22 protein-coding genes and 1 pseudogene are annotated in these 24802 nt (G+C 68.2%); 13 read left to right on the forward strand and 10 right to left on the reverse strand.

Annotated elements, in window-relative coordinates; translation table 11 throughout:
- Window positions 1-441: 441 nt before the first annotated feature.
- Entirely contained in the window at window positions 442-876 is a 435-nt protein-coding gene (locus CFB39_RS24945) for a hypothetical protein (RefSeq protein WP_089474837.1), read from the reverse strand.
- 525 nt (window positions 877-1401) lie between these two features.
- On the opposite strand from CFB39_RS24945, the gene CFB39_RS24950 reads away from it, so the two are divergent.
- Window positions 1402-1653 carry a DUF3562 domain-containing protein gene (locus CFB39_RS24950; protein ID WP_089427514.1) on the forward strand — a complete coding sequence of 84 codons (252 nt, stop codon included), beginning with the start codon at window positions 1402-1404 and terminating at the stop codon, window positions 1651-1653.
- A gap of 351 nt (window positions 1654-2004) precedes the next feature.
- Entirely contained in the window at window positions 2005-3804 is a 1800-nt protein-coding gene (locus tag CFB39_RS24955) for a methyl-accepting chemotaxis protein (protein ID WP_089474838.1), read from the forward strand.
- 30 nt (window positions 3805-3834) lie between these two features.
- Here the strand turns inward: CFB39_RS24955 and CFB39_RS24960 are convergent.
- Window positions 3835-4882 (reverse strand): annotated as a pseudogene (locus tag CFB39_RS24960) (sigma-54 interaction domain-containing protein).
- A gap of 385 nt (window positions 4883-5267) precedes the next feature.
- On the opposite strand from CFB39_RS24960, the gene CFB39_RS24965 reads away from it, so the two are divergent.
- Window positions 5268-7259: an ATP-binding protein gene (locus CFB39_RS24965; RefSeq protein ID WP_089474840.1), complete on the forward strand. Its 1992-nt coding sequence runs from the start codon at window positions 5268-5270 to the stop codon at window positions 7257-7259.
- A gap of 106 nt (window positions 7260-7365) precedes the next feature.
- Window positions 7366-7977, forward strand: a complete 612-nt coding sequence (locus tag CFB39_RS24970; protein ID WP_089474841.1) for a DUF4142 domain-containing protein — start codon at window positions 7366-7368, stop codon at window positions 7975-7977.
- Between the two features lie 13 nt (window positions 7978-7990).
- On the opposite strand, the gene CFB39_RS24975 is transcribed toward CFB39_RS24970, so the two are convergent.
- From CFB39_RS24975 to CFB39_RS24985, 3 genes are all read right to left on the reverse strand, one after another.
- The gene (locus CFB39_RS24975) at window positions 7991-8506 is read right to left on the reverse strand and encodes a PRC-barrel domain-containing protein (protein WP_089474842.1); all 516 of its coding nucleotides are present in this window, start codon (window positions 8504-8506) and stop codon (window positions 7991-7993) included.
- Window positions 8507-8543: 37 nt separating this feature from the next.
- Window positions 8544-8975 carry a CBS domain-containing protein gene (locus CFB39_RS24980; protein WP_089442497.1) on the reverse strand — a complete coding sequence of 144 codons (432 nt, stop codon included), beginning with the start codon at window positions 8973-8975 and terminating at the stop codon, window positions 8544-8546.
- Between the two features lie 534 nt (window positions 8976-9509).
- Window positions 9510-9758, reverse strand: a complete 249-nt coding sequence (locus tag CFB39_RS24985) for a hypothetical protein (RefSeq protein WP_089427509.1) — start codon at window positions 9756-9758, stop codon at window positions 9510-9512.
- Window positions 9759-9893: 135 nt separating this feature from the next.
- Between CFB39_RS24985 and CFB39_RS24990 the strand changes: the two genes are divergently transcribed.
- The 5 genes from CFB39_RS24990 to CFB39_RS25010 all read left to right on the forward strand — a co-directional run bounded on the left by CFB39_RS24990 (window position 9894) and on the right by CFB39_RS25010 (window position 16000).
- Window positions 9894-10193 (forward strand): hypothetical protein, encoded by a 300-nt coding sequence (locus tag CFB39_RS24990; RefSeq protein ID WP_089474843.1) that lies wholly within the window; start codon window positions 9894-9896, stop codon window positions 10191-10193.
- 323 nt (window positions 10194-10516) lie between these two features.
- Window positions 10517-10828: a hypothetical protein gene (locus CFB39_RS24995; RefSeq protein WP_041492268.1), complete on the forward strand. Its 312-nt coding sequence runs from the start codon at window positions 10517-10519 to the stop codon at window positions 10826-10828.
- 205 nt (window positions 10829-11033) lie between these two features.
- On the forward strand, window positions 11034-11912 hold the full coding sequence (locus tag CFB39_RS25000) for a MipA/OmpV family protein (protein WP_089474844.1): 879 nt from the start codon (window positions 11034-11036) through the stop codon (window positions 11910-11912).
- A gap of 96 nt (window positions 11913-12008) precedes the next feature.
- Window positions 12009-13703 (forward strand): VRR-NUC domain-containing protein, encoded by a 1695-nt coding sequence (locus tag CFB39_RS25005; protein ID WP_089474845.1) that lies wholly within the window; start codon window positions 12009-12011, stop codon window positions 13701-13703.
- The gene (locus CFB39_RS25010) at window positions 13700-16000 is read left to right on the forward strand and encodes an ATP-dependent DNA helicase (protein ID WP_089474846.1); all 2301 of its coding nucleotides are present in this window, start codon (window positions 13700-13702) and stop codon (window positions 15998-16000) included. Before CFB39_RS25005 ends, CFB39_RS25010 begins: the two co-directional genes overlap by 4 nt.
- 60 nt (window positions 16001-16060) lie before the next feature.
- Here the strand turns inward: CFB39_RS25010 and CFB39_RS25015 are convergent, their stop codons facing one another.
- A complete protein-coding gene (locus tag CFB39_RS25015; protein WP_089427504.1) occupies window positions 16061-16831 on the reverse strand; it encodes an IclR family transcriptional regulator C-terminal domain-containing protein in 771 nt (256 codons plus the stop codon).
- Window positions 16832-16997: 166 nt separating this feature from the next.
- On the opposite strand from CFB39_RS25015, the gene CFB39_RS25020 reads away from it, so the two are divergent.
- Window positions 16998-17231: an AbrB/MazE/SpoVT family DNA-binding domain-containing protein gene (locus CFB39_RS25020; protein WP_089474847.1), complete on the forward strand. Its 234-nt coding sequence runs from the start codon at window positions 16998-17000 to the stop codon at window positions 17229-17231.
- Entirely contained in the window at window positions 17218-17631 is a 414-nt protein-coding gene (locus tag CFB39_RS25025) for a PIN domain-containing protein (RefSeq protein ID WP_089474848.1), read from the forward strand. Before CFB39_RS25020 ends, CFB39_RS25025 begins: the two co-directional genes overlap by 14 nt.
- Window positions 17632-17650: 19 nt before the next feature.
- Here the strand turns inward: CFB39_RS25025 and CFB39_RS25030 are convergent, their stop codons facing one another.
- Window positions 17651-18190, reverse strand: coding sequence for a hypothetical protein (locus tag CFB39_RS25030; RefSeq protein ID WP_144030313.1), 540 nt, complete (start codon window positions 18188-18190; stop codon window positions 17651-17653).
- A 394-nt stretch (window positions 18191-18584) separates the two neighbouring features.
- On the opposite strand from CFB39_RS25030, the gene CFB39_RS25035 reads away from it, so the two are divergent.
- Window positions 18585-19073, forward strand: coding sequence for a hypothetical protein (locus CFB39_RS25035; protein ID WP_256991454.1), 489 nt, complete (start codon window positions 18585-18587; stop codon window positions 19071-19073).
- Between the two features lie 87 nt (window positions 19074-19160).
- Here CFB39_RS25035 and CFB39_RS25040 read toward each other — a convergent pair whose 3' ends face one another.
- Both CFB39_RS25040 and shiA read right to left on the reverse strand, forming a co-directional pair.
- Window positions 19161-20462 carry a UDP-N-acetylglucosamine 1-carboxyvinyltransferase gene (locus CFB39_RS25040; RefSeq protein ID WP_089474851.1) on the reverse strand — a complete coding sequence of 434 codons (1302 nt, stop codon included), beginning with the start codon at window positions 20460-20462 and terminating at the stop codon, window positions 19161-19163.
- Between the two features lie 217 nt (window positions 20463-20679).
- On the reverse strand, window positions 20680-21987 hold the full coding sequence (gene shiA, locus CFB39_RS25045) for a shikimate transporter (protein WP_089474852.1): 1308 nt from the start codon (window positions 21985-21987) through the stop codon (window positions 20680-20682).
- A gap of 355 nt (window positions 21988-22342) precedes the next feature.
- Here shiA and CFB39_RS25055 point away from each other — a divergent pair, with 355 nt between their 5' ends.
- The gene (locus tag CFB39_RS25055; RefSeq protein WP_089474853.1) at window positions 22343-23470 is read left to right on the forward strand and encodes a 4-hydroxyphenylpyruvate dioxygenase family protein; all 1128 of its coding nucleotides are present in this window, start codon (window positions 22343-22345) and stop codon (window positions 23468-23470) included.
- 60 nt (window positions 23471-23530) lie between these two features.
- Here CFB39_RS25055 and CFB39_RS25060 read toward each other — a convergent pair whose 3' ends face one another.
- Window positions 23531-24766: an NADH:flavin oxidoreductase gene (locus tag CFB39_RS25060; protein ID WP_089474854.1), complete on the reverse strand. Its 1236-nt coding sequence runs from the start codon at window positions 24764-24766 to the stop codon at window positions 23531-23533.
- Window positions 24767-24802: the final 36 nt, after the last annotated feature.

The raw sequence follows: 24802 nt of genomic DNA on the forward strand, positions 1-24802 counted from the left end.
GCCACGCTGCAACACGCGTGTTGATGGCCGCGATCGACGGTGCATTCACAGCCGTGACATCAATTTCCGGAGCCGCGACGTGCGATGCACGGCGCGTCATCCGACCGAGAACTCTCTGGCACGAGGGTAGGCAGCCACGGTTGCCTTGGGGGACGGACGGGGTGGAAGTCACCCCGTCCGCTTTCCGCGTTCGTGTTGTAATTGGCCCCGTCTGAATTGCCTTCCCCGCAGGAATCGTCGTGATGGCGGCCGTGTCGAACGGCGCGTCATGACGCGTGATGACGCGTGATGGCGCGCGGTGGCGCCGATGCGGATCGGTGAGGATCGCGGCAGGTGTGCCGCTCGCTGTAGTACAGGCGCGGCGTGCGTCAGGCGCTGCGACGTCGTGAGATGTTCAGCCGTTGCACGGCCCCCGTGCCGTGCAACGGCATGCCTGCATGCTCAGGTGAAGCGAAGCATCGACCGCAAGTCGTGCCGTCGGCCGGGAGCGCGGCGCACCCGCGGACGCTGATGCCCGACATGCAGCGGCGCGCACGCGCTGCACGTGCGGTTGCGCAGGCGGTTCGCGTGCGGCCAGCCGGGGCGCGCCTTGCGACGTGGCTCGGCATCGGCCGGCGCGTCGGGTGCGGCCCGCGCGCAGAGTGCCGCGGCGAACCGTTGCAACGCGAGCACCGAGCCCGCGACGCTCTGGTACTTTTCGCGGCCGATCTGCCCGTCGAGCGTGACGAGCAATCCGGCCTCGCGTGCCAGCGCAAGCAAGGTGTCGATATTGTCGGACGGAAGGTTGCCCGCCGACGCGGCCTGGGCGGGCAGGGCGCGCGCTTTGCCCGACGCGCGCCGCTGGCCGTCCCGGCCCGGTAAGTTGCGATGTGCCATGGTTGGTCTCCTGCGCCAGGCCCCGCATGCCGGCTCGACGGCCGGCTGAGCGATGACCCGTATGAACGTTTCGTCCATGTCACCAGTATCGTGTCGCGCCCGTGCGCTGCCAAGCAGCGCGCGCTGAAGTCGCTGTCAGGTAATGCGCGGCGCCTATAGGAATCCGCTGACACGCCGGCGCGTTCGTTCGGACGAATGGGAGGCGCGCGGAGGGGATCGCTTGACGCATGATTTCGGCCGGTCTAACTTGGCCAGTGCATCGGCGTCGGGCGGCGTTCCATCGTCGGCCTGTGTCAGCCGGTGCCGCGCCCCGGGGTGGCGTGGCAGGGCTTCCAGTCTCGTTCGCGGGCAGTTTGCGCCGCGAATCTTGCGCGGCCGGTTCGGGGACGGATCGGCACGGCGGCACGCAACGTGCCGTTGATCGCGCACAAACATGCGCCGGCGCATCGCACGCCGCGCCGCCGTTCAGTCTTTAAGCTTCCGGTACCTTCTTCTTTTCGTTCCTCGACCGTCAGGAGTCCGTCGATGTCCAAGGACAGTTTGCTCGATTCACTCAAGGAAGCCGCCAAACAGCGTGCAATCGGCTCGGATCAGTTGCGTGCGATGCTCGACGACGAAGTGCGCGCGCTGTCGTCCGACGCGCGGGTGCACGACTACATCCACGTATTCGCGATCCGGCACCTGCGCGAACGGATGCGCCGGCAGGACGATCTCCACGACGACACGCGTGCCGATGCGCCCGCGGACGCCGATCCGCGTCCGAGCCATCGCTTGTGACGGGCGAGCGCCGCGGCGGATGCCGCGGACGTGACACGATCCGTGGCCGGGGGGCAGGGCCAGGGCCGGATCCTGATCGACATTCATGAGTCGGTCGGCAGCAAACCGGCCCGTTCCAACGCGCTTCTTGATCGCCGTGCCCGGGATCGACGGTGCCGTCGTCGCGTCCGCGGGCGGTGGGCGCACGGCGCCGCGCAGCACGGTCATCCTGACGATTCGCTGACAACCGGTCTTGCGTTTTGTCATACGTTTCACTGAATTGTCACAGCGGCCTCAAGTAAGTGGCGCGATTGCCGTTTACCCGGTGAATTCGTCCACCGGGCGTTCGCGCTCCCTTACCGAGTCGTTGCCATGCTCTCGTCCATCCGCGCCCGCATCCTTGCCGCGTGCGTCGCCATCGTCGTATTCGCGCTCGTCGCCACCACGCTCATCAACTATTTCATCGCGCGCTCGTACAACGACGACGCGATCGACCGCAACCTGACCTCCGTCGCCAGCGGCCACGTGGTCGGGATCGCCGACTGGGTCGCCACCCGGAGCCGGATGATCGCGTCGCTGCAGGATGCCGCGCTGACACCCGATCCGTTGCCGGTGTTCAAGCAGATGGCCACGGCCGGCGGTTTCACGAACGTCTACGCGGGCTACGCCGACAAGGCGTTCCACTTCTCCGACCCGACCGGCATTCCGCCCGACTACGATCCGACCGGTCGCCCGTGGTACAAGCAGGCCGCGCAGGCCGGCAAGCCGGTCGTCACGCCGCCGTACGTCGACGCCGGCACCGGCAACCTCGTCGTCACGTTCGCGGTGCCGATCCTGCGTGACGGCGCGGTGAAGGGCGTCGTCGCAGCGGACGTCTCGATGGACACCGTGATCGCGAACGTGAAGTCGATCCGTCCGACGCCGGCGAGCTTCGGGATGTTGATCGACAGCAACGGCCACGTGGTTGCCCACCCGGACCCGAAGCTCACGCTGAAGCCGGTCGCCGACGTGTCGCCCGAACTCGGCGCGACGAACGGCGCGACGATCGCGGCCGCGGCCGCGCCCGTCGAAGTGACGGTCGGCGGCGACGCGAAGCTGGTGCGCGCTCGCCCCGTGCCGGGCACGGACTGGTACGCGCTGGTGCTGCTCGACAAGAACGAAGCGACGGCCGGGATGCGCTCGCTGCTGACCGCGTCGCTGATCACGCTGCTCGTGATCGTCGGCGTGGCGTCGCTGATCATCGGCGCGATCACCGCGACCGCGTTCCGTCGCCTGTCGCAAGTGCGCCAGGCCATGGCCGCGATCGGCTCGGGCGCCGGCGACCTGACGCAGCGCCTGCCGGCTGACGGTCGTGACGAAGTGGCCGACATCGCCCGCTCGTTCAACAGCTTCGTCGACAAGCTGAACGACGTGATGCGCCAGATCCGCGATGCGAGCGAATCGGTGCGCACGGCCGCGAACGAGATCGCGGCGGGCAACCAGGACCTGTCGTCGCGCACCGAATCGGCGGCGGCGAGCCTCGAGGAAACGGCCGCGTCGATGGAAGAAATCACCGCGACGGTGGGCCAATCGGCCGCCGCCGCCGGCCAGGCCGACGAACGCGCGGCGGCCGCGTCGCGGATCGCGTCGCACGGCGGCGTGGTCGTGTCCGACGTCGTCGCGACGATGGAGAAGATCGAGGAAGCCTCGGGCCGCATCGGCGACATCATCGGCGTGATCGACGGGATCGCGTTCCAGACCAACATCCTCGCGCTGAACGCGGCCGTCGAAGCGGCACGCGCGGGCGAGCAGGGCCGCGGCTTCGCGGTCGTCGCGCAGGAAGTGCGCAGCCTCGCGCAACGCAGCGCGCAGGCCGCGCGCGAAGTGAAGGTGCTGGTCGAATCGACGGTCGCGAGCGTGTCGGCCGGATCCGGGCAGGTGCGTCAGGCGGGCGACACGATGCGCGAGATCGTGTCCAACGTGTCGAACGTGACGACGATCATCTCCGAGATCACGCACGCGGCGAACGAGCAGACGCGCGGCATCCAGGAAGTGAATCGCGCGGTCACGCAGCTCGACGAAATGGTGCAGCAGAACGCGGCGCTCGTCGAACAGTCGACCGCCGCCGCGACCGCGCTGCAGTCGCAGGCGAACGCGCTGGCGACCACGGTCGGGCGGTTCAAGGTCGCTTGACGCAGCGCGTGGGAAAGACGGCCGCGCCGCTCAGGAGTGGCCGTTGTCGCGCATCAGCGCGAGCCGGTTGTAGAGCGTTTTCAGGCTGATCCCGAGCGCTTTCGCGGCGCGCGGCTTGTTGCCGTCGAAGTGGCGCAACGTCGCCGCGATGAAGCGCTGCTGCGCATGGTGCAAGGTCGCGCCGAGCGGCAGCGCCATCGTGTTCTCCGACAGGCGCTCGGGCGGCATCGCCGGCTTCGGCAGCGTGACGTCGATGCCTTCGTCCGCCAGGATGTACGCGCGCTCGATCGTGTTGTGCAACTCGCGGACGTTGCCGGGCCACGAATACGCGCGCAGCGCGGCGATCGCCGCGTCGGTCAGCCGCTTGTGCGCATGGTGCCGCGCGTTGAGCGCGTCGACGAATTCCAGTGCGATCGTCTCGATGTCGCTGTCGCGCTGGCGCAGCGGCGGCACGTACAGCGCAAACGCGGCGAGACGATAGAACAGGTCCTCGCGCAGCCGGCCGTCGCGCACGGCTTCGGCCGGGTTATGGCGCGTGGCCGACACGATGCGCACGTCGAGCGGAATCGGCTCGGTGCCGCCCACCCGGACGATCACGTTCGATTCGATCGCCCGCAGCAACTTCACCTGCAATGACGCGGGCATTTCCGCGATCTCGTCGAGCAGCAGCGTGCCGCCGCGCGCGGCTTCGAAGAAACCTTCGCGCTGCGCGATTGCGCCCGTGAAACTGCCTTTCTCGTGCCCGAACAATTGCGATTCCGCGATATCGGGCGGAATCGCGCCGCAGTTCACGGGGACGAACGGGCCGTCGCGCCGGGCACTGAGATCGTGCAGCCGGCGCGCGACGATATCCTTGCCGACCCCGCTTTCGCCGGCAATCATCACGCTGGCGCGGGTCGGGGCGATCTTCTCGATGCGGCCGAGCAGCGTGCGCATCGCGGTGGACCGGCCGGACAACCGGCGGCCGTCCGCACGTTGCTTCGACCGGTTTGCGGTTTCTCCCATTGGCATGGATCGGCATGGGTGGGGCCGTTTTGAAAATCGGCACCACACGCTCCGTTGATTGCAATATTTTCATCGACAGCGAAACGGCCACGAAGGTGCCGCAAAATAGAAATTTCCAATGTGCGCGGCGGGGACAGAAGAAGCAGGCCATCGAGTCCTGACGCGCATCGCGGCACTGCTGTGCCATCCAGGGTCGTATCGGTGCTTTTTTACAGAATTTCGATGAAAAAGCTGGTCATGACCAACGTGCGTTGATGCGGCGCGCGACGCCGGCCGGTGCTCAACCGGTTACGGCACACCCGACAGCCAGGGAGTCAGGCAGGCAGCCATCCGCGATCCGCGTCAGGCATGCCGCTTGCGGATCCCGTCAGGCTCGCCCGGCACGCTCGACGGCAGGCCGGACGGTCGACCCGCGGCATGACGCCGTGCGACCGGAGCCGGCGCGAGGCAAGGATGCAATGAGGACCCTGACACGTGAGCTGTTACGGCAGGGTGCATGGATCGTGCTGGCCGTCGGGCTGGCGTCCGCGCTGCAGGCGTGGGCGGTTCGCGTCGTCGGCGAGCACGCGCCATTTGCGCCGCTGCCCTTTTACGCAGGCGTTGCGGCTGCCGCATGGCTGACGTCGTTCGGCGGTGGGCTGGTTGCGGCCGCGTTGAGCGTGGCCGTGATCGGCATGCTGTGGTGGCGTGATGCGCCGCTGGCAGAGCTGCTCACGCAAGCCGGCGCATTCGTCGCGATCAGCTTCGTCGAGTGCGTGCTCGTGATGGCCGTGAAGCCGCTGCTCGCGAACGATCGCCTGCGCGAACCCGATGACGACGGCGACGCCGATGCCCGCGAGCCGCATCGCGAGCCGGCGCCGGCCGCACGCGTGCCGGTACCCGACGACCGCCTGCTGCGCCGTGTGGTCGACGCTTCGCCCGACGCGATCGTCGGGGTCGATGCCGCACGCCGGATCACGAGCTGGAATCCGGCCGCGCGCCGGATCTTCGGCATCGACGCGGCGCAGGCCGCCGGACGCGACGTCGCCGCGATGATCGCGCCGCGCTGGTTGCGGCGCCATCCGTTGCCCGCGTCGTTCGCGAACCTCCACGCGCCGGTCGGTCCGCTCGACGTGCTGTGCGTGCGACGCGACGGCGGCCGTTTTCGGGCGACCTTCGCCGCGTCGCCGATGGTCGATGCGCAGGGCAACTGCACGGGCCTGTCGATGACGCTGCGCGATGCGCACGAACGGCGCCGCGGCGAGCGGCGCAACCTGCGCTCGCTGCGCGGCGCGCGCGACGCACGCGCCCAGGCGGACACGTCGAACCGGCTGAAGGACGAACTGCTGGCCACGGTGTCGCACGAACTGCGCACGCCGCTGAACGTGATCTACGGCTGGGTCGAGGTGCTGCGCAACGTCGACGGCCAGGGGCTCGCGCAACAGGCCGTCGACGCGATCGATCGCAGCGCGCGGTCGCTGTCGCACATGGTGGCCGACCTGCTCGATGCGTCTTCGCTCGCGACCGGCCGGTTGCGCCTCGAGCGCGTGCCGGTCGATCTCGTGCGGATCGTGCGCGATGCCACGCGTGAACTCGACGCGACGGCCCAGGCGAGCGGGCTCGAGCTGTCGACCCACTACGCGATGCCAACCTGCGTGATTCCGGCGGACCGCGAGCGCGTGCGCCAGCTCCTGTCGAACCTGCTGTCGAATGCGATCAAGTTCACGCCGCCGGGCGGGCGCATCGTCGTGTCGCTGGCCCGGGCAGGCGAGCGCGTGCGGCTGTCGGTCGCCGATACGGGGCAGGGCATTGCGCCGGAATACCTGCCGCACCTGTTCGAGACGTTCAGCCGCCCCGAACGTGCATTCGCGTCGCCGGAGCGCGGCCTCGGGCTCGGCCTGTCGATCGTGCGCCACATCGCGCAACTGCACGGCGGCGATGTCGTGGCGACGAGCGCCGGCCCCGGGCGCGGGACGACCGTCACGGTCACGCTGCCGGCTGGCTGGGACATCGACGATCCGGCCGACAACCTCCTGCACGCGGCGGACACGCCGGACCCGGTGACGCTCGACGGCCAGCGCGTGCTCGTCGTCGACGACGACGCGACATCGCGCGCGAGCCTTGCCGCGGCACTCGAAACGATGGGCGCGCAGGTGTCGACCGCGCAGTCGGGGCACGACGCGCTCGACGCGGTGGAACGGCAGGCGCCGAACGTCGTGCTGTCGGATCTCGCGATGCCGGACGGTGACGGCTTCTGGCTGCTCGACCGCATCCGTCATTTGCCGGGCAGCAGCGGGCATCTGCCCGTCGTCGCGGTCACGGCCCACGCCGGCAACGCCGACCGGCACCGCGTGATGGCGGCCGGGTTCGACGCGTACCTGCGCAAGCCGGTGGACATGCCGACGCTGGCGAGCGTGATCGCCGATGTCGCGCCGGACGCCGCGCACGATCGGAAAGGGCGCGGCCGGTAGCAGCCGGCGTGGCGGCTCGCCCCGTCATGACGAAGGGACGCGGCGCGATGGACGCAACGGCAACCCGCGCGGCCGGCCCGCCCCGTCGCGCCACACGGAGGTCCGGATGAAAACGAATCGAATCCATCGGCCGGCGGCGATCGTGCTGGCCGCGACCGTCGGCGCATCGATCGCCGTACTCGCCCATGCGCAGGCGTTACCCGCGTCGTCGGCCCAGGTCGCGCCGGGCGTCATCCGCCCCGGCACGACGCCCGACGAGGCCGGCATGACCCAACGGCCGACCGGTATCGACGTCGAATTCATCGACAAGGCCGGCATGATCGGCAAGGTGGAGCGGCAGGCCAGCCAGCTCGCGCTCGACCGCTCGTCGAACCCCAACGTGAAGGCGTTCGCGCGCCGGATGGTCGACGATCACGGACGGCTCGCCGCCGAATTGCGGGAGCTTGGCGCGACCAAGGGCGTACCGGTCCAGTCGCGGATGCTCGTCGATCCGGCCGTGACCGCGTTGCGAACCAAGGAAGGTCATGCGTTCGACACCGCCTATGTCGCGCTGGCGGGCCCGCGTGCGCATGAAGAAGCGATCAGGCTCTACGAAACGGAGGCGCGGAACGGCCGCGATTCGCAGCTTCGCGCGTTCGCGGCCCACGCGTTGCCGACGCTGAAGGCGCACCTGGCCGCCGCCCGGCAACTCGCGCAGACGGTGGCGGCCGCACACTGAGCGCCGACCCGCGCTACCGCTTGCCGCCGTCAGGGCTTTCAGGCGCTTCGGGGCCGCCCGGCGACGCCTCGTACGGCGGTGAGTCGAGCGCCGTTTCGCCTTCCTCGATCAGCCAGTACGGCGAACTGCCGTAGTAGGCATGCAGCGCCTCGGCCCACGCCGGATCGGCCATAGCGGGCCAGCGGCTCCTGTCGAAGCCGGGGGCTTCGCGCACGCGCTCGGTGGCGACGGGCAACACGAAGCAGCGGCGCTCGACGTCGAGCACGAGCACGTTCCACGGCACCGCGAGCAGCTTGTCGCCGCTCCCGGGCGGGTTGCCCGCCAACACGACCGCATACGCGATCCGGCCGGAGCGCACATCGAGCATGATGTCGGCGACCTGGCCGATGTCGTCGCCGTCCATCGTCAGGACGCGATCGCCTTCGAGCGTGCGGGCGGCCATCACGTCGGGCCCCGGCCCGCCGCCGGCCGTGCGGCGGTTGCCGCCGACGATGCGCGTGTCGTCACGCGACGGTCTGTCCGTTGTCATCGAACACCTCCTGGTCGAAGCGGCACCCGGGCGCCGGTCAGCGCCGGCGCGGCAATGACACGTCCTCGAGCGTATTGGCCAGCTCGTCGCGCTCGGGGCCGCCGGCGCGCGTCGCGATGTCGCCGAGCGACACGATGCCGACCAGCCGCCGGTTGCGGTCGAGCACCGGCATCCGATGCAACTGCACGTCGGCCATCCGCTGCTGGACGTCGCCGACACCGTCGTCCTCGACGCACCACTGCACGGGTTGGGACGCGACCGCCTGCACGGGCGTATCGGACGAATGGCCGTGCGACAGTCCGCGCACCGCGAGGTCGCGGTCGGTCACGATCGCGACGAGTTCGGCGCCGTCGCAAACGGGCAGCACGCCGATATCGAAGCGCCGCATCAGTTCGGCCGCGTGGCGAATCGTGTCGGTCGGCGCGACGCACACCACGTCGCGCGACATGATCTCGGTGACGCGATACATGAACGTCTCCTTCGTGAGCAAGACTATCGGGGAAGCAGATGGCGTGCCGCGCACGGGCCGCACACGCCGGGCCTAGGGGTTGTTCACGCTAATAACGGGCTTGCGAACGTGCCTTGCCGGCTGCAGTGCAAGAAGCAAGGAGCGCCGTTTGGCCAAGCCAAACAAGCGACGCGCGACGCCGCAATGCGGCCGGCAACGCACATTCCGCTGTTTGGGAAAAATCATTCGTGGGGCCAGCGCAAGCCCGTTATTAGCGTGAACAAGCCCTGGCCGGCGAGGCGACGGAGAAATTTGCCAGCCCGCTTGTACATCTTCCACGGCGACAGCTCGAGCGGGCAGGGCAGGACCTCAGTGGCCGATGCCCGTCATCGCGACGATCGCGAGCACCACCGCGCTTTCGATCGCCGCCAGCGCGGCAACGCCGGCGGCGCCGCTGATTTCATGCCATCTGCGTTCAAGGCGTTTCATCAGATCAACTCCAGATTGCTCCGGCACGCCGCTGCGCCGCCGCGCAGCGCGGGCCGGTTGCCGCCGTCAGCCGTGATCGCGGGGCGGTGAAGGGACGTCCGGCGAGCGGCGTTCGTGCTTGCCGGATGGCTTGGCAGGATCGATACGGGTCGCGCCGCCCACGGCGGGCGGGTCGCTGGCCGGAAACGTCTCCTCGAGGCCCTCGTCGATGCGTTCCTCCGTCTTGTCTTTGGACGGCGGACGCGACGTGGCGAGCCAGAGCAGTCCGGCAGCCGGTGACACGGCGTCGTGGCGGCCGGGGGCGTGAACGGTCATGGTCGAACCTCCTTGGTCATCGATAGAGGCGCAAGCGCCATGCCTGCGCGGGCCGTCGGCACGACGGTTGCGCGTTGGCGAAACCGCACGCTGCGCAGTCACGCGCGCCGTCGGCGTGGACGAGAGGACATCGTGATGAATGCATCCAGGAAAAGGATACGTTACGACGCGAACGTATGCGGCGGCGATTTCGCCCACCTGCGCGAGCGCTTCGACACATGGAAGCGCGAGTCGCGGGTCTATCGGCCCGAGCGACGCATGTTCGACGGCAAGGACGAGGTCCGCGCACTGAACGACACCGTCTACGACGGCCCCGAGCGCGCGCAGCGGGCGCTCGTCGCGGAATGCACGCCGTCCGACCGGTTCGCGCTCGCGGCCCGGCTCACCGCCGAGGGGCGCACGATGTGGCTGGTGATGGCGGCCTACGACGACTGAGCGCACGACAGCGTCCGACCGGAGCGGGCAACCGGGCGCGCAGGAGCGGGCACGCCGCTTGCGCGCGATGCCGGCGCCATCGAGATGCGCGCGCCGTCGCGCAGGAGAGACATGAAGACGCCATCCATGCTGCACCGCCCCGAGCCGACGACGCCCGATGTCGACCCGGACCCGCCGCCGCCCGGGCACGACGATCCCGTCGATCCGCCCGTGCCGGACGGGCTGCCGCAGGGCGACCCGCCGTCGCACCCGCCACCGATCCGGATGCCGGGAGGCGGTGCATCACAACCGTCCGCGCGAACACTGAAAAAAGGAGGACCCTCATGGACATTCACGTGCAATCGCCAGACAAGCGCGCGATCGCTCAGGTGCTGGGCCGCTACTTCGAATCGCGCTCGTTGCGCTATCACATCGAGGAATTGCCGGGCGGCGTGCTGCAGATCGGCTTTCGCGCCAGCGGCCGACCGGTCGCCGTCACCGTGTCGTTCGACGATGCCGCGTACGACACCTATACGCACTGGGATGCGAGCCAGAAGCAGCTCGCGCTCGGGCGGCTCGCCGACGGCTTCTCGCGGATGATGTCGACGCGCAGCCCAGCCGCGCTGGCCGGCGACTATCACGTCGAGCGATTCTGATTCCACTCCGCTTCACCGGACTGTCCCGCGTACGGCAAAGTGCCCGCACGCAGCGGGCGCTTTGCGTCCGCGCGTGGGTCGCGTAGGATGTCCGTTAATTCAGCGCACGCTACGTTCGCGCCGCAGGCTGCCCACCGCTGCAGCCGAAGAGGCGTAATGCGCTTCTTTATTTCAGGTTCGTTTCGCGCAACCGACGGGGACCTTGATGACTGTTGCTCGCCCTTTGTTGTCACCCGGCGCACGCCGGTTCGTTTCCGGGGTGTCGGCCTGCGCGGCGCTTGCCGCGGCCGGCGCCCGCGACGCGTCGGCCCAGACGCCTTCACCGCTCGGCGAGTGGCAATACTCGGCGGGCGTGCCGCTCCAGAAGCTGTACGAGCCGAACATCTCCACCTGGGATATCAGCATGGGCGCCGCGATGACGCTGCAGCCGCGCTATGCGGGCTCCGATCGCTATCGCGTGATGGGCGGCCCGACGATCGATATCCGCTATCGCGACCTGTTCTTCCTGTCGACCGGCGAAGGGCTCGGCGCGAACGTGCTGCGCGGGCCGAACTGGCGCGTGAGCCTGTCCGTCGGTTACGACCTCGGGCGCCGCTCGGCCGACGACCTCCAGCACCTGAACGGCCTCGACAACATCAACGCGGCGCCGGTGATGAAACTGGCGGCCGATTACGTGATCTCGAAGGAGTTTCCGCTCGTGCTGCGCGCGGATATCCGGCGCAGCATCGGCGGCTCGAATGGCTGGGTCGGCGATTTCTCCGCGTACATGCCGATGCCCGGCAGCAACGAGCATTTCTTCTGGTTCGCGGGGCCGACCGTGTCGTTCGCCGATTCGCGCTACATGAACAGCTGGTTCGGCGTGAGCCAGGGCGTCGCCGCGCGCTCGGGGCTGCCGGCCTATTCGTCAGGGGCCGGGCTCAAGTCGGTCGGCGCGGGCGTGACGATGGCCTGGTTCGTGAACAAGCACTGGTTCATCACGATCGACGGCGCGCTCGAGCAGCTCGTCGGCCGCGCCGCGCACAGCCCGATCACGCAGCAGAAGACCAACGGCGTGTTCGACATGTCGGTGAATTACCAGTTCTGAGTGGGGCCGCGGAGCCGATCGCCGACGGGGCGTGCGGCAGATGCCGTCACATTTGATATGATTCCGACCTGTACAAATGTACAGTGATGGATCCCCGTGACGCCTGCATCGCCGACGCCCCCGGCGTTTTACTACCTGACCAATTTCGAACGCGCGCTGGCCTGGCTCGGCGCGCGTTACGACGACCTGTTCGACGTACACGAGCACGCGTTCGTCGGGCAGTTCGCCACGCTGCCGCAGGCGTCGCGCGCGCTGCTCGTGCGGATGCTGATGCGCAACGGGTCCGACTTCCGCGCCAGCAAGCTCGTCTACGACGAAATCGGCTGCACGCTCGACGCGGTCGCGCCGCTCGTCGCACTCGGCTGGGTCGATCCGGCGCCTGCGCTGACGCTCGACGAACTGTTCGCGCTGTCGACCAAGGCCGATCTGCTGCGCATCTTTCCGGCACTCGCCGCGCATGCCGGCGAGCGCAAGCCCGAATGGCTCGAGCGGCTGCGGCCCGCGCACGACGTCGCGCAACCGCTCGACGCGTGGTGCGCGCAGGCCGGCGACCGCGTGCTGCGCGTGACGGTCGGTGCGCTGTGCGACCGGCTGCGCCTGATGTTCTTCGGCAATCTCCATCAGGACTGGAGCGAGTTCGTGCTCGCCGATCTCGGCGTGTTCCAGTACGAAAGCGTGCCGATCGCGCCGTCGTCGCGTGCGTTCCAGCAGCGCGGCGACGTCGATGCATATCTCGCGCTGCAGATGTGTCGCGACGCGCTCGACGCGTGGCCCGACGATCTGCCGTTCGACGACCTGATGCGCGCCATCGACGCGGTCGGCTGCACCCAGCCGTGGCTCGTGACGCGTCGCGCGAAGCTGCTGTTCGCGCTCGGGCAGACGTGTGAGCGCCGGGCCGACTGGGACGGCGCGCTCGACGCGTATGCACGCAGCGCATGGCCCGGCAGCCGCCATCGGCGCATCCGCGTGCTCGAACGCTGCGGGCGTGACGGCGAGGCGCTCGCGCTGGCGCTCGATGCGCGCGGCGGCTTCGAGAGCGACGAGGAGCGCCAGCGTGTCGAGCGGATGCTGCCGCGCCTGCAGCGCCGGCTCGGCCAGCGTGTCGAGCGTGCTGCCGCGGCGGCGGACGTGCCGCGCGAGACACTCGTGATTGCTCGCCCGGACGCATTCGTCAGCGTCGAATTCGCGGTGCGCGACCATCTTGCGCAGCCGGCTTCGCCGGTCCATTACGTCGAAAACACGCTGATCAATTCGCTGTTCGGGCTGCTGTGCTGGGAGCCCGTGTTCGCCGCGGTGCCCGGTGCGTTCTTCCACCCGTTCCAGCGCGGTCCGGCCGATCTGCACGCACCGGATTTCGTCGCGCGTCGTGCGGAAGCGTTCGCCGCGTGCTTTGCGCAGCTCGATTCGGGCGCGTATCGCGACACGATCCGCCGGCATTTCGCGACGAAGGCCGGGCTGCAATCGCCGTTCGTGTTCTGGGGCGTGCTGACGGACGCGTTGCTCGACGAGGCGCTCGCATGCCTGCCGCCCGAGCACTTGCGGCTGTGGTTCACGCGCCTGCTCGCGGATATCCGCAGCAACCGCTCGGGGTTGCCCGATCTCGTCCGCTTCTGGCCCGGCGAGCGCCGCTACGAGCTGATCGAGGTGAAAGGCCCCGGCGACCGCCTGCAGGACAACCAGACGCGCTGGCTCGCGTACTGCGTCGCGCACGGCATGCCGGTGCGCGTGATCGATGTCGAGTGGGCCGGTGAGGGCGTCGCGCACGCCGAAGCGGCGGGGCTGTCCGCATGAGCTACGTCGTCGCGGTGCGGGCGATGTGCGAGTTCACCGCGCGACGCGGCGACCTCGACCTGCGCTTCACGCCCGCACCGACCGCGCTCGAAGGCATCGCCGGCCACGGTGCGGTCACGTCGAATCGCGGCGCCCGCTACGAAACCGAGATCGCGCTGACGGGCACCTGGGGCACGCTCACCGTGCGCGGCCGCGCGGACGGCTACGACCCGGTGGCGAACCGTCTCGAGGAGATCAAGACCTATCGCGGCAGCCTCGATGCGATGCCCGACAACCACCGCGCGCTGCACTGGGCGCAGGCGAAGGTCTACGCGCACCTGATGTGCGACGCGCGCAGCCTTCCGGAAATCGACGTCGCGCTCGTCTATTTCGACATCGTGTCGGAGCGCGAGACGGTGCTGACGCAAACGCTGGGCGCGGCCGAGCTTGCGACGTTCTTCGCCGAGCAGTGCGCGTGCTTCGTCGGCTGGGCCGAGCGCGAGACGGCCCATCGGGCGGCGCGCGATGCGGCGCTGCGCGCGCTGGCGTTTCCGCACGGCCGGTTCCGCAGCGGCCAGCGCGAGCTGGCGGTGGCCGTCTATCGCGCCGCACGCGACGAGCGGTGCCTGATGGCGCAGGCGCCGACCGGCATCGGCAAGACGCTCGGTACCGTGTTTCCGCTGCTGAAGGCCTGCGGCGAGGGCGAGCTCGATCACGTGTACTTTCTGACCGCGAAGACACCCGGCCGCGCGCTCGCGCTCGAGGCGGCGACGACGCTCGGCGCCGGCACGCCGGCGCTGCCGCTGCGCGTGCTGGAACTCGTCGCGCGCGACAAGGCGTGCGAGCACCCGGACAGCGCATGCCACGGCGAATCGTGTCCGCTCGCGAAAGGCTTCTACGACCGGCTGCCGGCCGCGCGCGATGCGGCGATCGAGGCCGGGCTGCTCGACCGCGACACGGTGCGCGCGGCCGCGCTCGCGCACGACGTCTGCCCGTACTACCTGTCGCAGGAGCTCGCGCGCTGGTCCGACATGGTGATCGGCGACTACAACTACTACTACGACGGCAGCGCGATGCTGCACACGCTCGCGCAGCAGAACCAGTGGCGCGTCGGCGTGCTCGTCGACGAAGCGCACAACCTGCTCGATCGCGCGAGGAAGATGTACAGCGCATCGCTTGACCCGTTCGCGTTCGCGGCGGCGCGCGAGATTGCGCCCGCGGCACTGCGCAAGGCGTTCGACCGGCTCGCCCGCGCCTGGGGCTCGGTCAGCCGCGCGCAGATCGAGCGCTATGCCGCGTATCCGGAGATTCCGGGCCCGATCGTGTCGGCCGTGCAGAACCTCGTTGCGGCAATCGGTGAACACCTGGCCGACGCGCCGCGCGCGAACGGCGATGCACTGCTGCGGTTTCATTTCGAGGCGATCCAGTTCGGCGTGCTGGCCGAAGCGTTCGACAGCGCGTCGATCTTCGACGCGACGCTGCACGGCGAACCGATACCGCGCCAGCCGGCGCTCGACGGCGTGGCGTCGGCCGGCCGCCGGCGCCGCGTCCAGTCGACGCTGTGCGTGCGCAACGTGATTCCGGCCGGCTTTCTCGCGCCGCGCTACGAAGCCGCGTGCGCGACCGTGCTGTTCTCGGGCACGCTGAGCCCGTTTCATTTCTATCGCGACACGCTCGGATTGCCCGGCGAGACGGGCTGGCTCGACGTCGACGGGCCGTTCCGCGCCGAGCAACTGACGGTGCGCGTCGCGAGCCACGTGTCGACGCGCTGGCGCGACCGCGACCGTTCGCTCGAACCGATCGCCGACCTGATCGCCGCGCAATACGCGACACGGCCCGGCAACTATCTCGGCTTCCTGAGCAGCTTCGACTATCTGGGCCGCGTGGTCGCGCTGATGCAGACGCGGCATCCGGACGTGCCCGTCTGGGCGCAGGCGCCCGGCATGGCGGAAAGCGAGCGCGACGCCTTTCTCGCGCGCTTCGACGCGGGCGGGCGCGGCGTCGGCTTCGCGGTGCTGGGCGGTGCGTTCTCGGAAGGCGTGGACCTGGTCGGCGAGCGGCTGATCGGCGCGTTCATCGCGACGCTCGGGTTGCCGCAGGTCAACGACGTCAACGAGCAGATGCGGCGTGCGATGGATGCGCGCTTCGGCAACGGCTACGACTACATGTACCTGTACCCGGGCTTGCAGAAAGTCGTGCAGGCGGCGGGGCGCGTGATCCGCACCGAGCACGACGAAGGTGTCGTGCACCTGATCGACGACCGTTACCGGCGGCGCGAAGTGCGCGACCTGCTGCCGCGGTGGTGGCGGATCGGGTGACGGTAACGGTGACGTTGCGCGGCCCGTTCCGGCGCGCGGCTTGCCCGTCTCCGCGTATTGCTACAGCACGTTGAGCATCGCGAGCGCGGCTTCCTGCAGATGCGGCAGGACGCGCCGCACGGCCGCGTCGGTCGTCTCCGCGCCGATCGGCATGTTCGTGCTCAGCGCGGCGACCACTTCACCATGACGGTTCTTCAGCGGCACCGCGATCCCGCGCACGCCCACCTGCAATTGCTGTTCGATCGCCGCGAAACCGGCGTCGCGTGCCTGGTCGACCTGTTCGAGCAGGCGCGCCTTGTTGGTGATCGTGTGCGGCGTGAACGGCGGCAGTTCGGTGTCGTCGAGCCACGCGCGCACGGCTTCGCGATCCGGATGATGGGCGAGCAGCACGACGCCGGGCGACGTCAGCGGCGCCGGCACGCGCGCGCCGAGCACGAAGCCGGTCGTCATCACGCGCGACACGCCGTTGCGCGCGATGAACACGAGTTCCCAGTCGTCGAGCACGCTCACGTACGCCGACTCGTTCAGCGACGCGCTCAATTGCTGCAGATAGGGCTGGACCGTGCGCGGCAGGCGGGCCGAATCGAAGTACGACCAGCCGACCCGCAGCACGCGCGGCGTGAGACCGTACAGCTTGCCGTCGGTGTACACGTAGCCGAGTGATTCGAGCGTCAGCAGGTAGCGCCGCGCGGCCGTGCGCGTGAGGCCGGTGCGCGCGGCGGCCTGGGTGGGCGTCATGCGCGCATGCTGGCTGTCGAACGCCTCGAGGATCGCCAGGCCTTTTTCGAGGCCGGCAATCCAGTCGCGTCGGTCGAGTTCGGGCTTTTTCATCGTCGTGATCAGGCGTCGGAATGCGCGGTCATCGCGCGTGAATGGGCGATTATCGCGCACTTTTTCAGGTGAAAGGCGTGCGGGGGACGGGATCCCCCATTTGGTCAGCTTTGCAGACGGGGGGGGCGGGATATACAATTGAATATGTATATCCAAGGAGGTCCATATGCAGGTTGCAAAGTGGGGCAATAGTCTGGCCGTCCGCCTTCCGGCCAGTGTGGTCGAAGCCCTGGAGCTTCGCGAAGGTGACGACATCGAAATCGTGGTCGATAGCCCTCGCGTTTTCGCCGTGAGTCGCAAGCCGCGGCCCGAAGAGCTTCTGCAGCGGTTGCGGCGTTTCCGTGGCAAGTTGCCCGCCGATTTCAAGTTCAGCCGGGATGAGGCGAATGAGCGGGACTGATGCGACGCACTCGTTCGTCGACAGCAACGTCGTGCTTTACCTGTTGTCCGAGGACGATACCAAGGCGAACCTGGCAGAGTCACTCCTGCTTCGGCGGCCGACCATCAGTGTCCAGGTACTGAACGAGGTAGCCAGTGTCTGCAGTCGCAAATTGCGGATGCCGTGGATCGACGTGGGGCAGTTTCTGGAGCCGATCAGGAGTTTGTGCCGTGTCGTGCCGATCTCGGTCGACACGCATGACCTGGGACGAAAGCTGGCGGAGCGGCACGGCTTGTCCTTTTACGACGCATGTATCGTTGCAAGCGCTTCGATCGAGGGCTGTGAATACCTCTATACCGAGGACATGCATGACGGCTTGCGTGTGGAGGGTGGGCCGGTGCTGAAAAATCCGTTCGCGTGAGTACCGACGGTTTCGGCGGCTAGTGCCGACAGACTGCCTGGATCCGCCGATTGTGATTCGCGGTCAGGCGGGGCGCCGGTATCCTAATGTCGGTCGCATGGGGAAGGAGGGGAATCTGGATGGGGCGCATCCCCTCCGGTGCAGCCTTGCTCGCCGCTCGTCCCACCGACGTTCGCGCCGACCAAGTGCGGCTGGTGCCTGTAACACAGCGCGGCGACTTGCCATGTCCGTCGTCAATTACCCATAACTCGGTAAATGCGTTTCGCTCGAAAACTTGGCCGTTTTTCCGCATCGCGCAAATCCCGGATATCGTCGCCCATTCACCGTACTCGATAATGCACCGCGACTCGTCCACGTACGTCATGCCCGACATGCGCGAAACATACTCGGCTGAGAAGGTCCGCAGGCGGGCCAGCTGCTGTTGTTTCGTCTTTGTCAGTCCGCCGTGCTTGACGAAGAAATGAGCGCTTTCCACGTAGGCCAATTGCTCGACGTCGCCGGTGAGGTAAGCGTCTATCCACACTTCGCGCATCGATAGCAGGTCGAATTTCGGTTTCATGCGATTTGAGGGAAGCAGGTGGTCCGATTGATTCCCGCTTTGAATCCGGGGGCGTTGCCGTCTCGATCATTTCGAAGCCGGGTGTTGAAAATCGCGGAATCGGAAACGGGACGTTAGAATCCCCGGCCCGGAGAATTCGGGCAATTGGACGCGTACGAATCTGATACGAGCCGATCCCCACTCCGATGGTTTCCGCGTTGCCCGCCCCGTGCGTCTGTCAGTGCAGGCGAACATGACATCGGGCCAAACGCGGCATCGACTTGAACTGGACATGAAAATCCGACAATCCCTGTTTATCGCGTACGCCGCGTTCGTGCCGTTACTTGCCGCTGCCAATTCCTCGGCTGACACGTCATTGCCGCGTCCGACCGCCGACATCCGCGCGTGGCCGCGCATGACGTCACCGAAATTCGGCTGTTACGTCGAAACGGCCTTCGGCTACCGTGACAAGCGCTTCAATTGCGCGCTGAAGCAGTACCGGAACACCGGCGACGCGTGCAAGAACACGAAGGCCTACTACGAGGGCCCGGCGTTCCCCGACCGGCTCGCGGCCGGCGTGCATCCGCTCGCGACGAAGGTCGATCTCGACTGGGAGCAAGGCAGGCTGCAGATGGTCACCGTCACGCTGAAGGGGACGTGGAACGAAGCGGACGTGCGCAAGGCGTTCGGGCTGCCGCGCGCGGAAGGAAGCAAGCTGACCGAAGCGGAGTTGCGCTCGGAGCCGGGCAACCTGATGGACACGAGTGTCCAGTATCCGTCGTCTCCGCTCGATGAAAGCCTGGCGAAACGCCCGAGTAACCCCGCGCGCGGCACGACGGCCGTGATGCTTTACGGGTTCGACCACATGGGCGGCGGCGATGTCGATTGCGGAGGAGGCGAGTAACGCGGGAAGGCGCGGCCGGCGCAGGCGCCGGCCGGGTGGGGAGGATGGTACGGCTGTTCGCAGCGCTTGCGCCGTACCGTCAGGGCTTTACTCGCTGCTCGTCCACTCGACGTTCGCGCCGACCGAGCGCAGGTTCTCGACGAAGTGCGGGTGTGCGCGGCGGATCGGCAGCGCGTTCATGATTTCCGAACGGCCTTCGATGCTCGCGGCCACCATCAGCAGCGCGATCGCGACGCGGATGATGTACGGGCTCTCGACGCGCGCCGGCGTCAGTTGCAGCCCGCCGAACGTGATCAGCCGGTGCGGATCGGACAGCAGCACGTGCGCGCCGAACTTCGACAGTTCGCCGGACCAGCCGAGCGCGCCGTCGTACACCTTGTTCCAGAACATCGCGCTGCCTTCCGCACGCACGCCGAGTGCGATGAAGATCGGCAGCAGGTCGACCGGCAGGTACGGCCACGGCGCGGCTTCGACCTTGGTGAGGATGTTCTGCGTGAACGGCCGGCGCACGCGCAGCGGGCCGTCGCGCTCCGCGCGCGACCAGCCGTCGCGGTGCGTGACGTTGACGCCGAACTTCGCGAACGTGCGGTCGATCAGCGGGAAATGTTCGGGCGACGAGTTGCGCACCGTGATGTCGCCGCCGGTGATCGCGCCGAGCGCGAGGAACGTCGCGATCTCGTGGAAATCCTCGGCGAAGCGGAACTCGCCGCCGCCGAGCTTGTGGCCGCCCGTCACGCACAGCCGCGACGTGCCGATGCCCTCGATCGCGACGCCGATCATCGCGAGGAACTGGCAGAACTCCTGCACGTGCGGCTCGGACGCGGCGTTCATCAGCGTCGACGTGCCGTTGGCGGCCGTCGCGCACAGCGCGAAGTTCTCGGTGGTCGTGACCGACGCGTAGTCGAGCCAGTGGTCGTTGGCCGTCAGCGGGCCGTCGGTGCGGACGATCAGCGAATCAGGCGTGCGCTCGATGTGCGCGCCGAAGCGCTCGAACACCTCGACGTGCGGATCGATCTCGCGCACGCCGAGCGTGCAGCCCTTCACGTCGTTCTCGAGGCGCGCGACGCCGAAGCGCGCGAGCAGCGGCGGGATCAGCATGATCGACGAGCGCATCGCTTCCGGCAGCCGATGGACGGCCGGATCGAATGTCGTGTTGCGATGGTGGAGTTCGAGCAGGCCCGTCGTGAAGTCGACCGACACCTCGCTGCCGAGCGTGCGGAAGATGTCGAGGATCTTGCGCACGTCGGTGATGTCCGGCACGCCGATGAGGCGCAGCGGCTGATCGGTCAACAGGGTGGCGCACAGAATCGGCAGGACGGCGTTCTTGTTCGCGGACGGCTTGATGTCCCCGCGCAGCGGAGTGCCGCCGTGGACGATGAGATTCGACATGATATGGGGGCGTATCGGTGACTGACGTAGGCCCATATGATGCCATTGGTCGGCGGGCGGCGTGGCATGTTCAGCGGGGAAAAGGGCGAATCGACGCGTGTAACTGACAGTGTTTGACGTCGTGCGCTCGAACACGAGGCAGTGGCGCCGTTGCAGGTCATCGTCGAGCCAAGCCGGATGGCCGGCCGCGCATCGGGCCGTCCATCCGGTCAGCGTGTTACTGCGCCGCCCGCATCCGCGCGGCGACCACCAGCGAGATCAGGCAGCCCACCGCGAGATAACCGGCGACGAGGTGCCACGAGCCGCCGGCCATGCTGACGAGGCCGACCGCGATGAACGGCGTGAACCCGCCGCCGACCACGCTCGCGAACTGGTAGCCGACGCCCGCCCCGCTATAGCGGTATTCGGCGCCGAACAGCTCGGTGAACAGCGGCTGCTGGACGCTCACGACCATGTCGTGCGCGGCATTCGCGAGCAGGATCGAGAAGATCACGATCCAAGCGATCGACCGCGCTTCCAGCGCGATGAAGAACGGCACCGCGGACGCCAGGCCGATCAGCGCGCCGATCAGGTAGATGCGGCGCAGGCCGTAGCGGTCGGCCAGCCACGCGAAGCACGGGATCGTCACGCAGCTCACCGCGCCCACCAGCAGGCCGATGTTCAGGAACAGGTCGCGCGACATGCCGAGGTTCGTCGTCGAATAGCTGAGCGCGAACGCGGTGACGATATACATCGTGAACAGTTCGGCCAGGCGCAGCGCGATGATCAGCAGGAATGCCTTCGGATGGCGCGTGAGCGCTTCCAGCACCGGCAGGCGCAACTTGCGGTTGCCGTGTTCGACCTTCTCGACGAACTCCTGCGATTCGTCCATGTTCTTGCGCACCCACAGCCCGATCAGCACGAGCACGATGCTGAACACGAACGGCAGGCGCCAGCCCCACGACTTGAACGCGGCCTCGCCGAGCGTGTGGCTCAGGATCGACACGATGCCCGTGGCCAGCACGAGGCCGACGCCGTAGCCGACCTGCACGCCGCTGCTGTAGAACGCCTTCTTCTGCTTCGGCGCGCTTTCGACGGCCATCAGCGCCGCGCCGCCCCATTCGCCGCCGACCGCGAAACCCTGGATCGCGCGCATCAGCACCAGCAGCACGGGCGCCCACCAGCCGATCGTCGAGAACGCCGGCAGCAGGCCGATCGCGACCGTCGACAGCCCCATCAGCATCACGGTCAGCACCAGCATCCGCTTGCGGCCGAGCCGGTCGCCGTAGTGGCCGAACACGACGCCGCCGAGCGGCCGGAACAGGAAGCCGACGCCGAAGGTCGCGAACGCCGCGAGCGTGCCCATCGTCGGGCTGACTTTCGGGAAGAACTCGGAATTGAATACCAGCGCGGCGACGATCCCGTACAGCAGGAAGTCGTACCAGTCGACGACGGCGCCGACGAAGCTGCCGATCGCGGCCTTGCGGGCCTGGCTGCGCGCGCGGGCGCTGGCTGCGGCGTCGAGGGTGTCGAAGGTTGGGGTCATGGCGATGTCTCCTGGCACGGCGCATCGTGGAATCGTGGCGGCGCCGCGTCCGATGCTGCATTGAAGTCGATGAGTGAACGGAGAATAGGGCGCGCGCCGCATGGCGGCAATTGGCCAATCGGACAGAGTGCGCGATTATCGTTCAAATCCGTGCGATTATCGAACGCTTTCCGGGTTTGCACTAGGCGGCGTGACGATATCCCGTTTGGCCAGGGTGTGCCGCCGTGAACGAACTGGTTAAAATTGGCAGCATTGAAAACTCGCCCGTTCGGAGCGGACGCGCGGTCGCCACCCTGGCGGCGCATCCCGCACGCAACGAGCGCCATCCCCATCGACGCATGCCCCGGAGACTGGAATGCCCGGCACTTCCCACCCCCTGTCCAGCGATACGCCGCCCGTTGCCGATCCGGTTGCCAATCCGCTCGGGATGGCCGGCCTCGAGTTCGTCGAATTCGCGGCGCCCGTGCCGGAAGCGCTCGCGCAGCGCTTCGAGCAGCTCGGCTTCAAGGCGATCGCGCGGCACGTCAGCAAGAACGTCACGCTGTACCGGCAAGGGCAGATGCACTTCCTGATCAACGCCGAGCCCGATTCGTTCGCCGCGCGCTACGCGGAGGAATACGGGATGGGCGTCTGCGCGATCGGGCTGCGCGTGGCCAGCGCCCGGCGCGCATTCGAGCGGGCGATCGAGCTCGGCGCGTGGGCGTTCGAGGGCGAGAAGGTCGGCGTCGGCGAGCTGAAGATTCCGGCGATCCAGGGCATCGGCGATTCCCACCTCTATTTCGTCGACCGCTGGCGCGGGCGTGACGGCCAGCGCGGCGGCGTCGGCGATATTTCCATCTTCGACATCGATTTCCGGCCGATCGACATCGCAACCGCACATACCGATCTCGACTGCGTGGGCGTCGGGCTGCAGCAGGTCGATCATTTCACGCAGACCGTCGGCGCGGGGCGCATGCAGGAGTGGCTGGATTTCTACCACGACCTGCTGCATTTTCGCGAGATCCACGAAATCGACGCGCACTGGCATGTGTCGGAGGAATCGCGCGTGATGGTGTCGCCATGCGGCGCGGTGCGGATTCCGGTCTATGAGGAAGGCACGCGGCGCACCGAGCTGATGCATGCGTACCTGCCCGACCACCCCGGTGAGGGCGTGCAGCACGTCGCGCTGGCCACCGACGACATCCTGTCCTGCGTCGATGCGCTGCGGGCGAACGGCGTCGAATTCGTCGAGCCGCCGGCTCGCTATTACGACGACGTCGACGCACGGCTGCCGGGGCACGGCGTCGACCTCGACGCGCTGCGCCGCCACGCGGTGCTGGTCGACGGTGAGATCGGCAGCGACGGCGTGCCGCGCCTGTTCTTCCAGACCTTCGTCAAGCGCCGGCCCGGCGAGATCTTCTTCGAAATCGTGCAGCGCAAGGGGCACCACGGGTTCGGCGAAGGGAACCTCGCGGCGCTCGCCCGCGCACGCGACGCCGGCTGAGCGGCCGCGGCGCCCGCATCAGGCATCGCGTGTCGGGCATCACGCGTTCCACGTCAAACCTCAGATGCCGGCGGCCGGCACGCGATTCGGCGCGGGGTCGTTCGGCTCGCGCAGCACGCACGCGGTGCCGCCCGGCGTGTACATCGACACGACACAACGGTTGCACGACGTGCAGCCCGACTGCGCGAGCCGGCCGTCGCGCAGCCCGTTGATGAAATCCGGCTCGAACACGAGCGCGCGTGCGAGTGCCACCGCGTCGAACCCTTCGCGCATCGCCCGCTCGACGTTCTCGCGCGAACGTACGCCGCCGAGGTAAGCGAGCGGCATCCTGACGGCCGCGCGCACCTTCCTCGAGTGTTCGAGGAAATACATTTCCCGAAACGCGCCCATCTTCGGCTCGGTGAGCTTCTGCAGCGCCATTGCCGCGCGCACGATCGCGTTGTCGGCATTCGCGCGCGCATCGCCGGGCAACGGGCTGCCGAACAGCTGCCACACCGATTCGACGTTCATCCCGCCGCTGAGCACGAGCAGGTGCGCGCCTTCGGCTTCGAGCCGCCGCGCGACTTCGCAAGCGTCGTCGGCGGTTCCGCCGCCGCGCACGCCTTCGGTCACGCCGATCTTGCAGACGACGGCGAGGTCGCGGCCCACCGCATCGAGCACGCGGCGCAGCACCTCGACCGGGAACGCGGCACGCCGCGCCGCGTCGCCGCCATACGCATCGCGGCGGCGGTTGTACAGCGGCGACAGGAACTGGCTGAGCAGATAGCCGTGCCCCATGTGGATCTCGACTGCATCGAAGCCGGCGTCGCGCGCATGGCGTGCGGCCTGCGCGAATTCGTCGGCGATGGTCGACATCTGGTCGTGCGTCATCGCCTGCTTCAGGAAGCGGCCGCTCATCACGCCGACCTTGTTGAAGCCGCCCGACGCGCTCAATGGCCGCTTGGTCGACAGCGACGGCAGGAACGTGAAGCAGCCGCCGTGCGTGATCTGCGCGGATGCGGCGGCGCCGTGGCGATGGACGGCGTCGGTCAGCGCGCGGAACTGGCGGATCGTCGGCGCGTCGAGCCGCGCCTGGTCGACGAACGTGCGGCCATCGTCGCTGATCGCGCAGTACGCGACGGTCGTCAGCGCGGCGCCGCCTTCGGCGATGCGTTCGTGAAAACGGACGAGCGCGCGCGACGGCACGCCGTTCGGCGTCATGCCCTCGTTGGTGGCGGACTTGATCAGGCGGTTGCGCAACGTCAGCGGGCCGATCTGCAGCGGGCTGAACGCGGGGGACGGTTCGGTGAGTTCCATGTCGGGGAGACGTCGGGAATGGGTTCGACGGTCATT

This window comes from Burkholderia sp. AU6039 (assembly GCF_002223365.1).
In the GTDB taxonomy this organism is placed as follows: Bacteria; Pseudomonadota; Gammaproteobacteria; order Burkholderiales; family Burkholderiaceae; genus Burkholderia.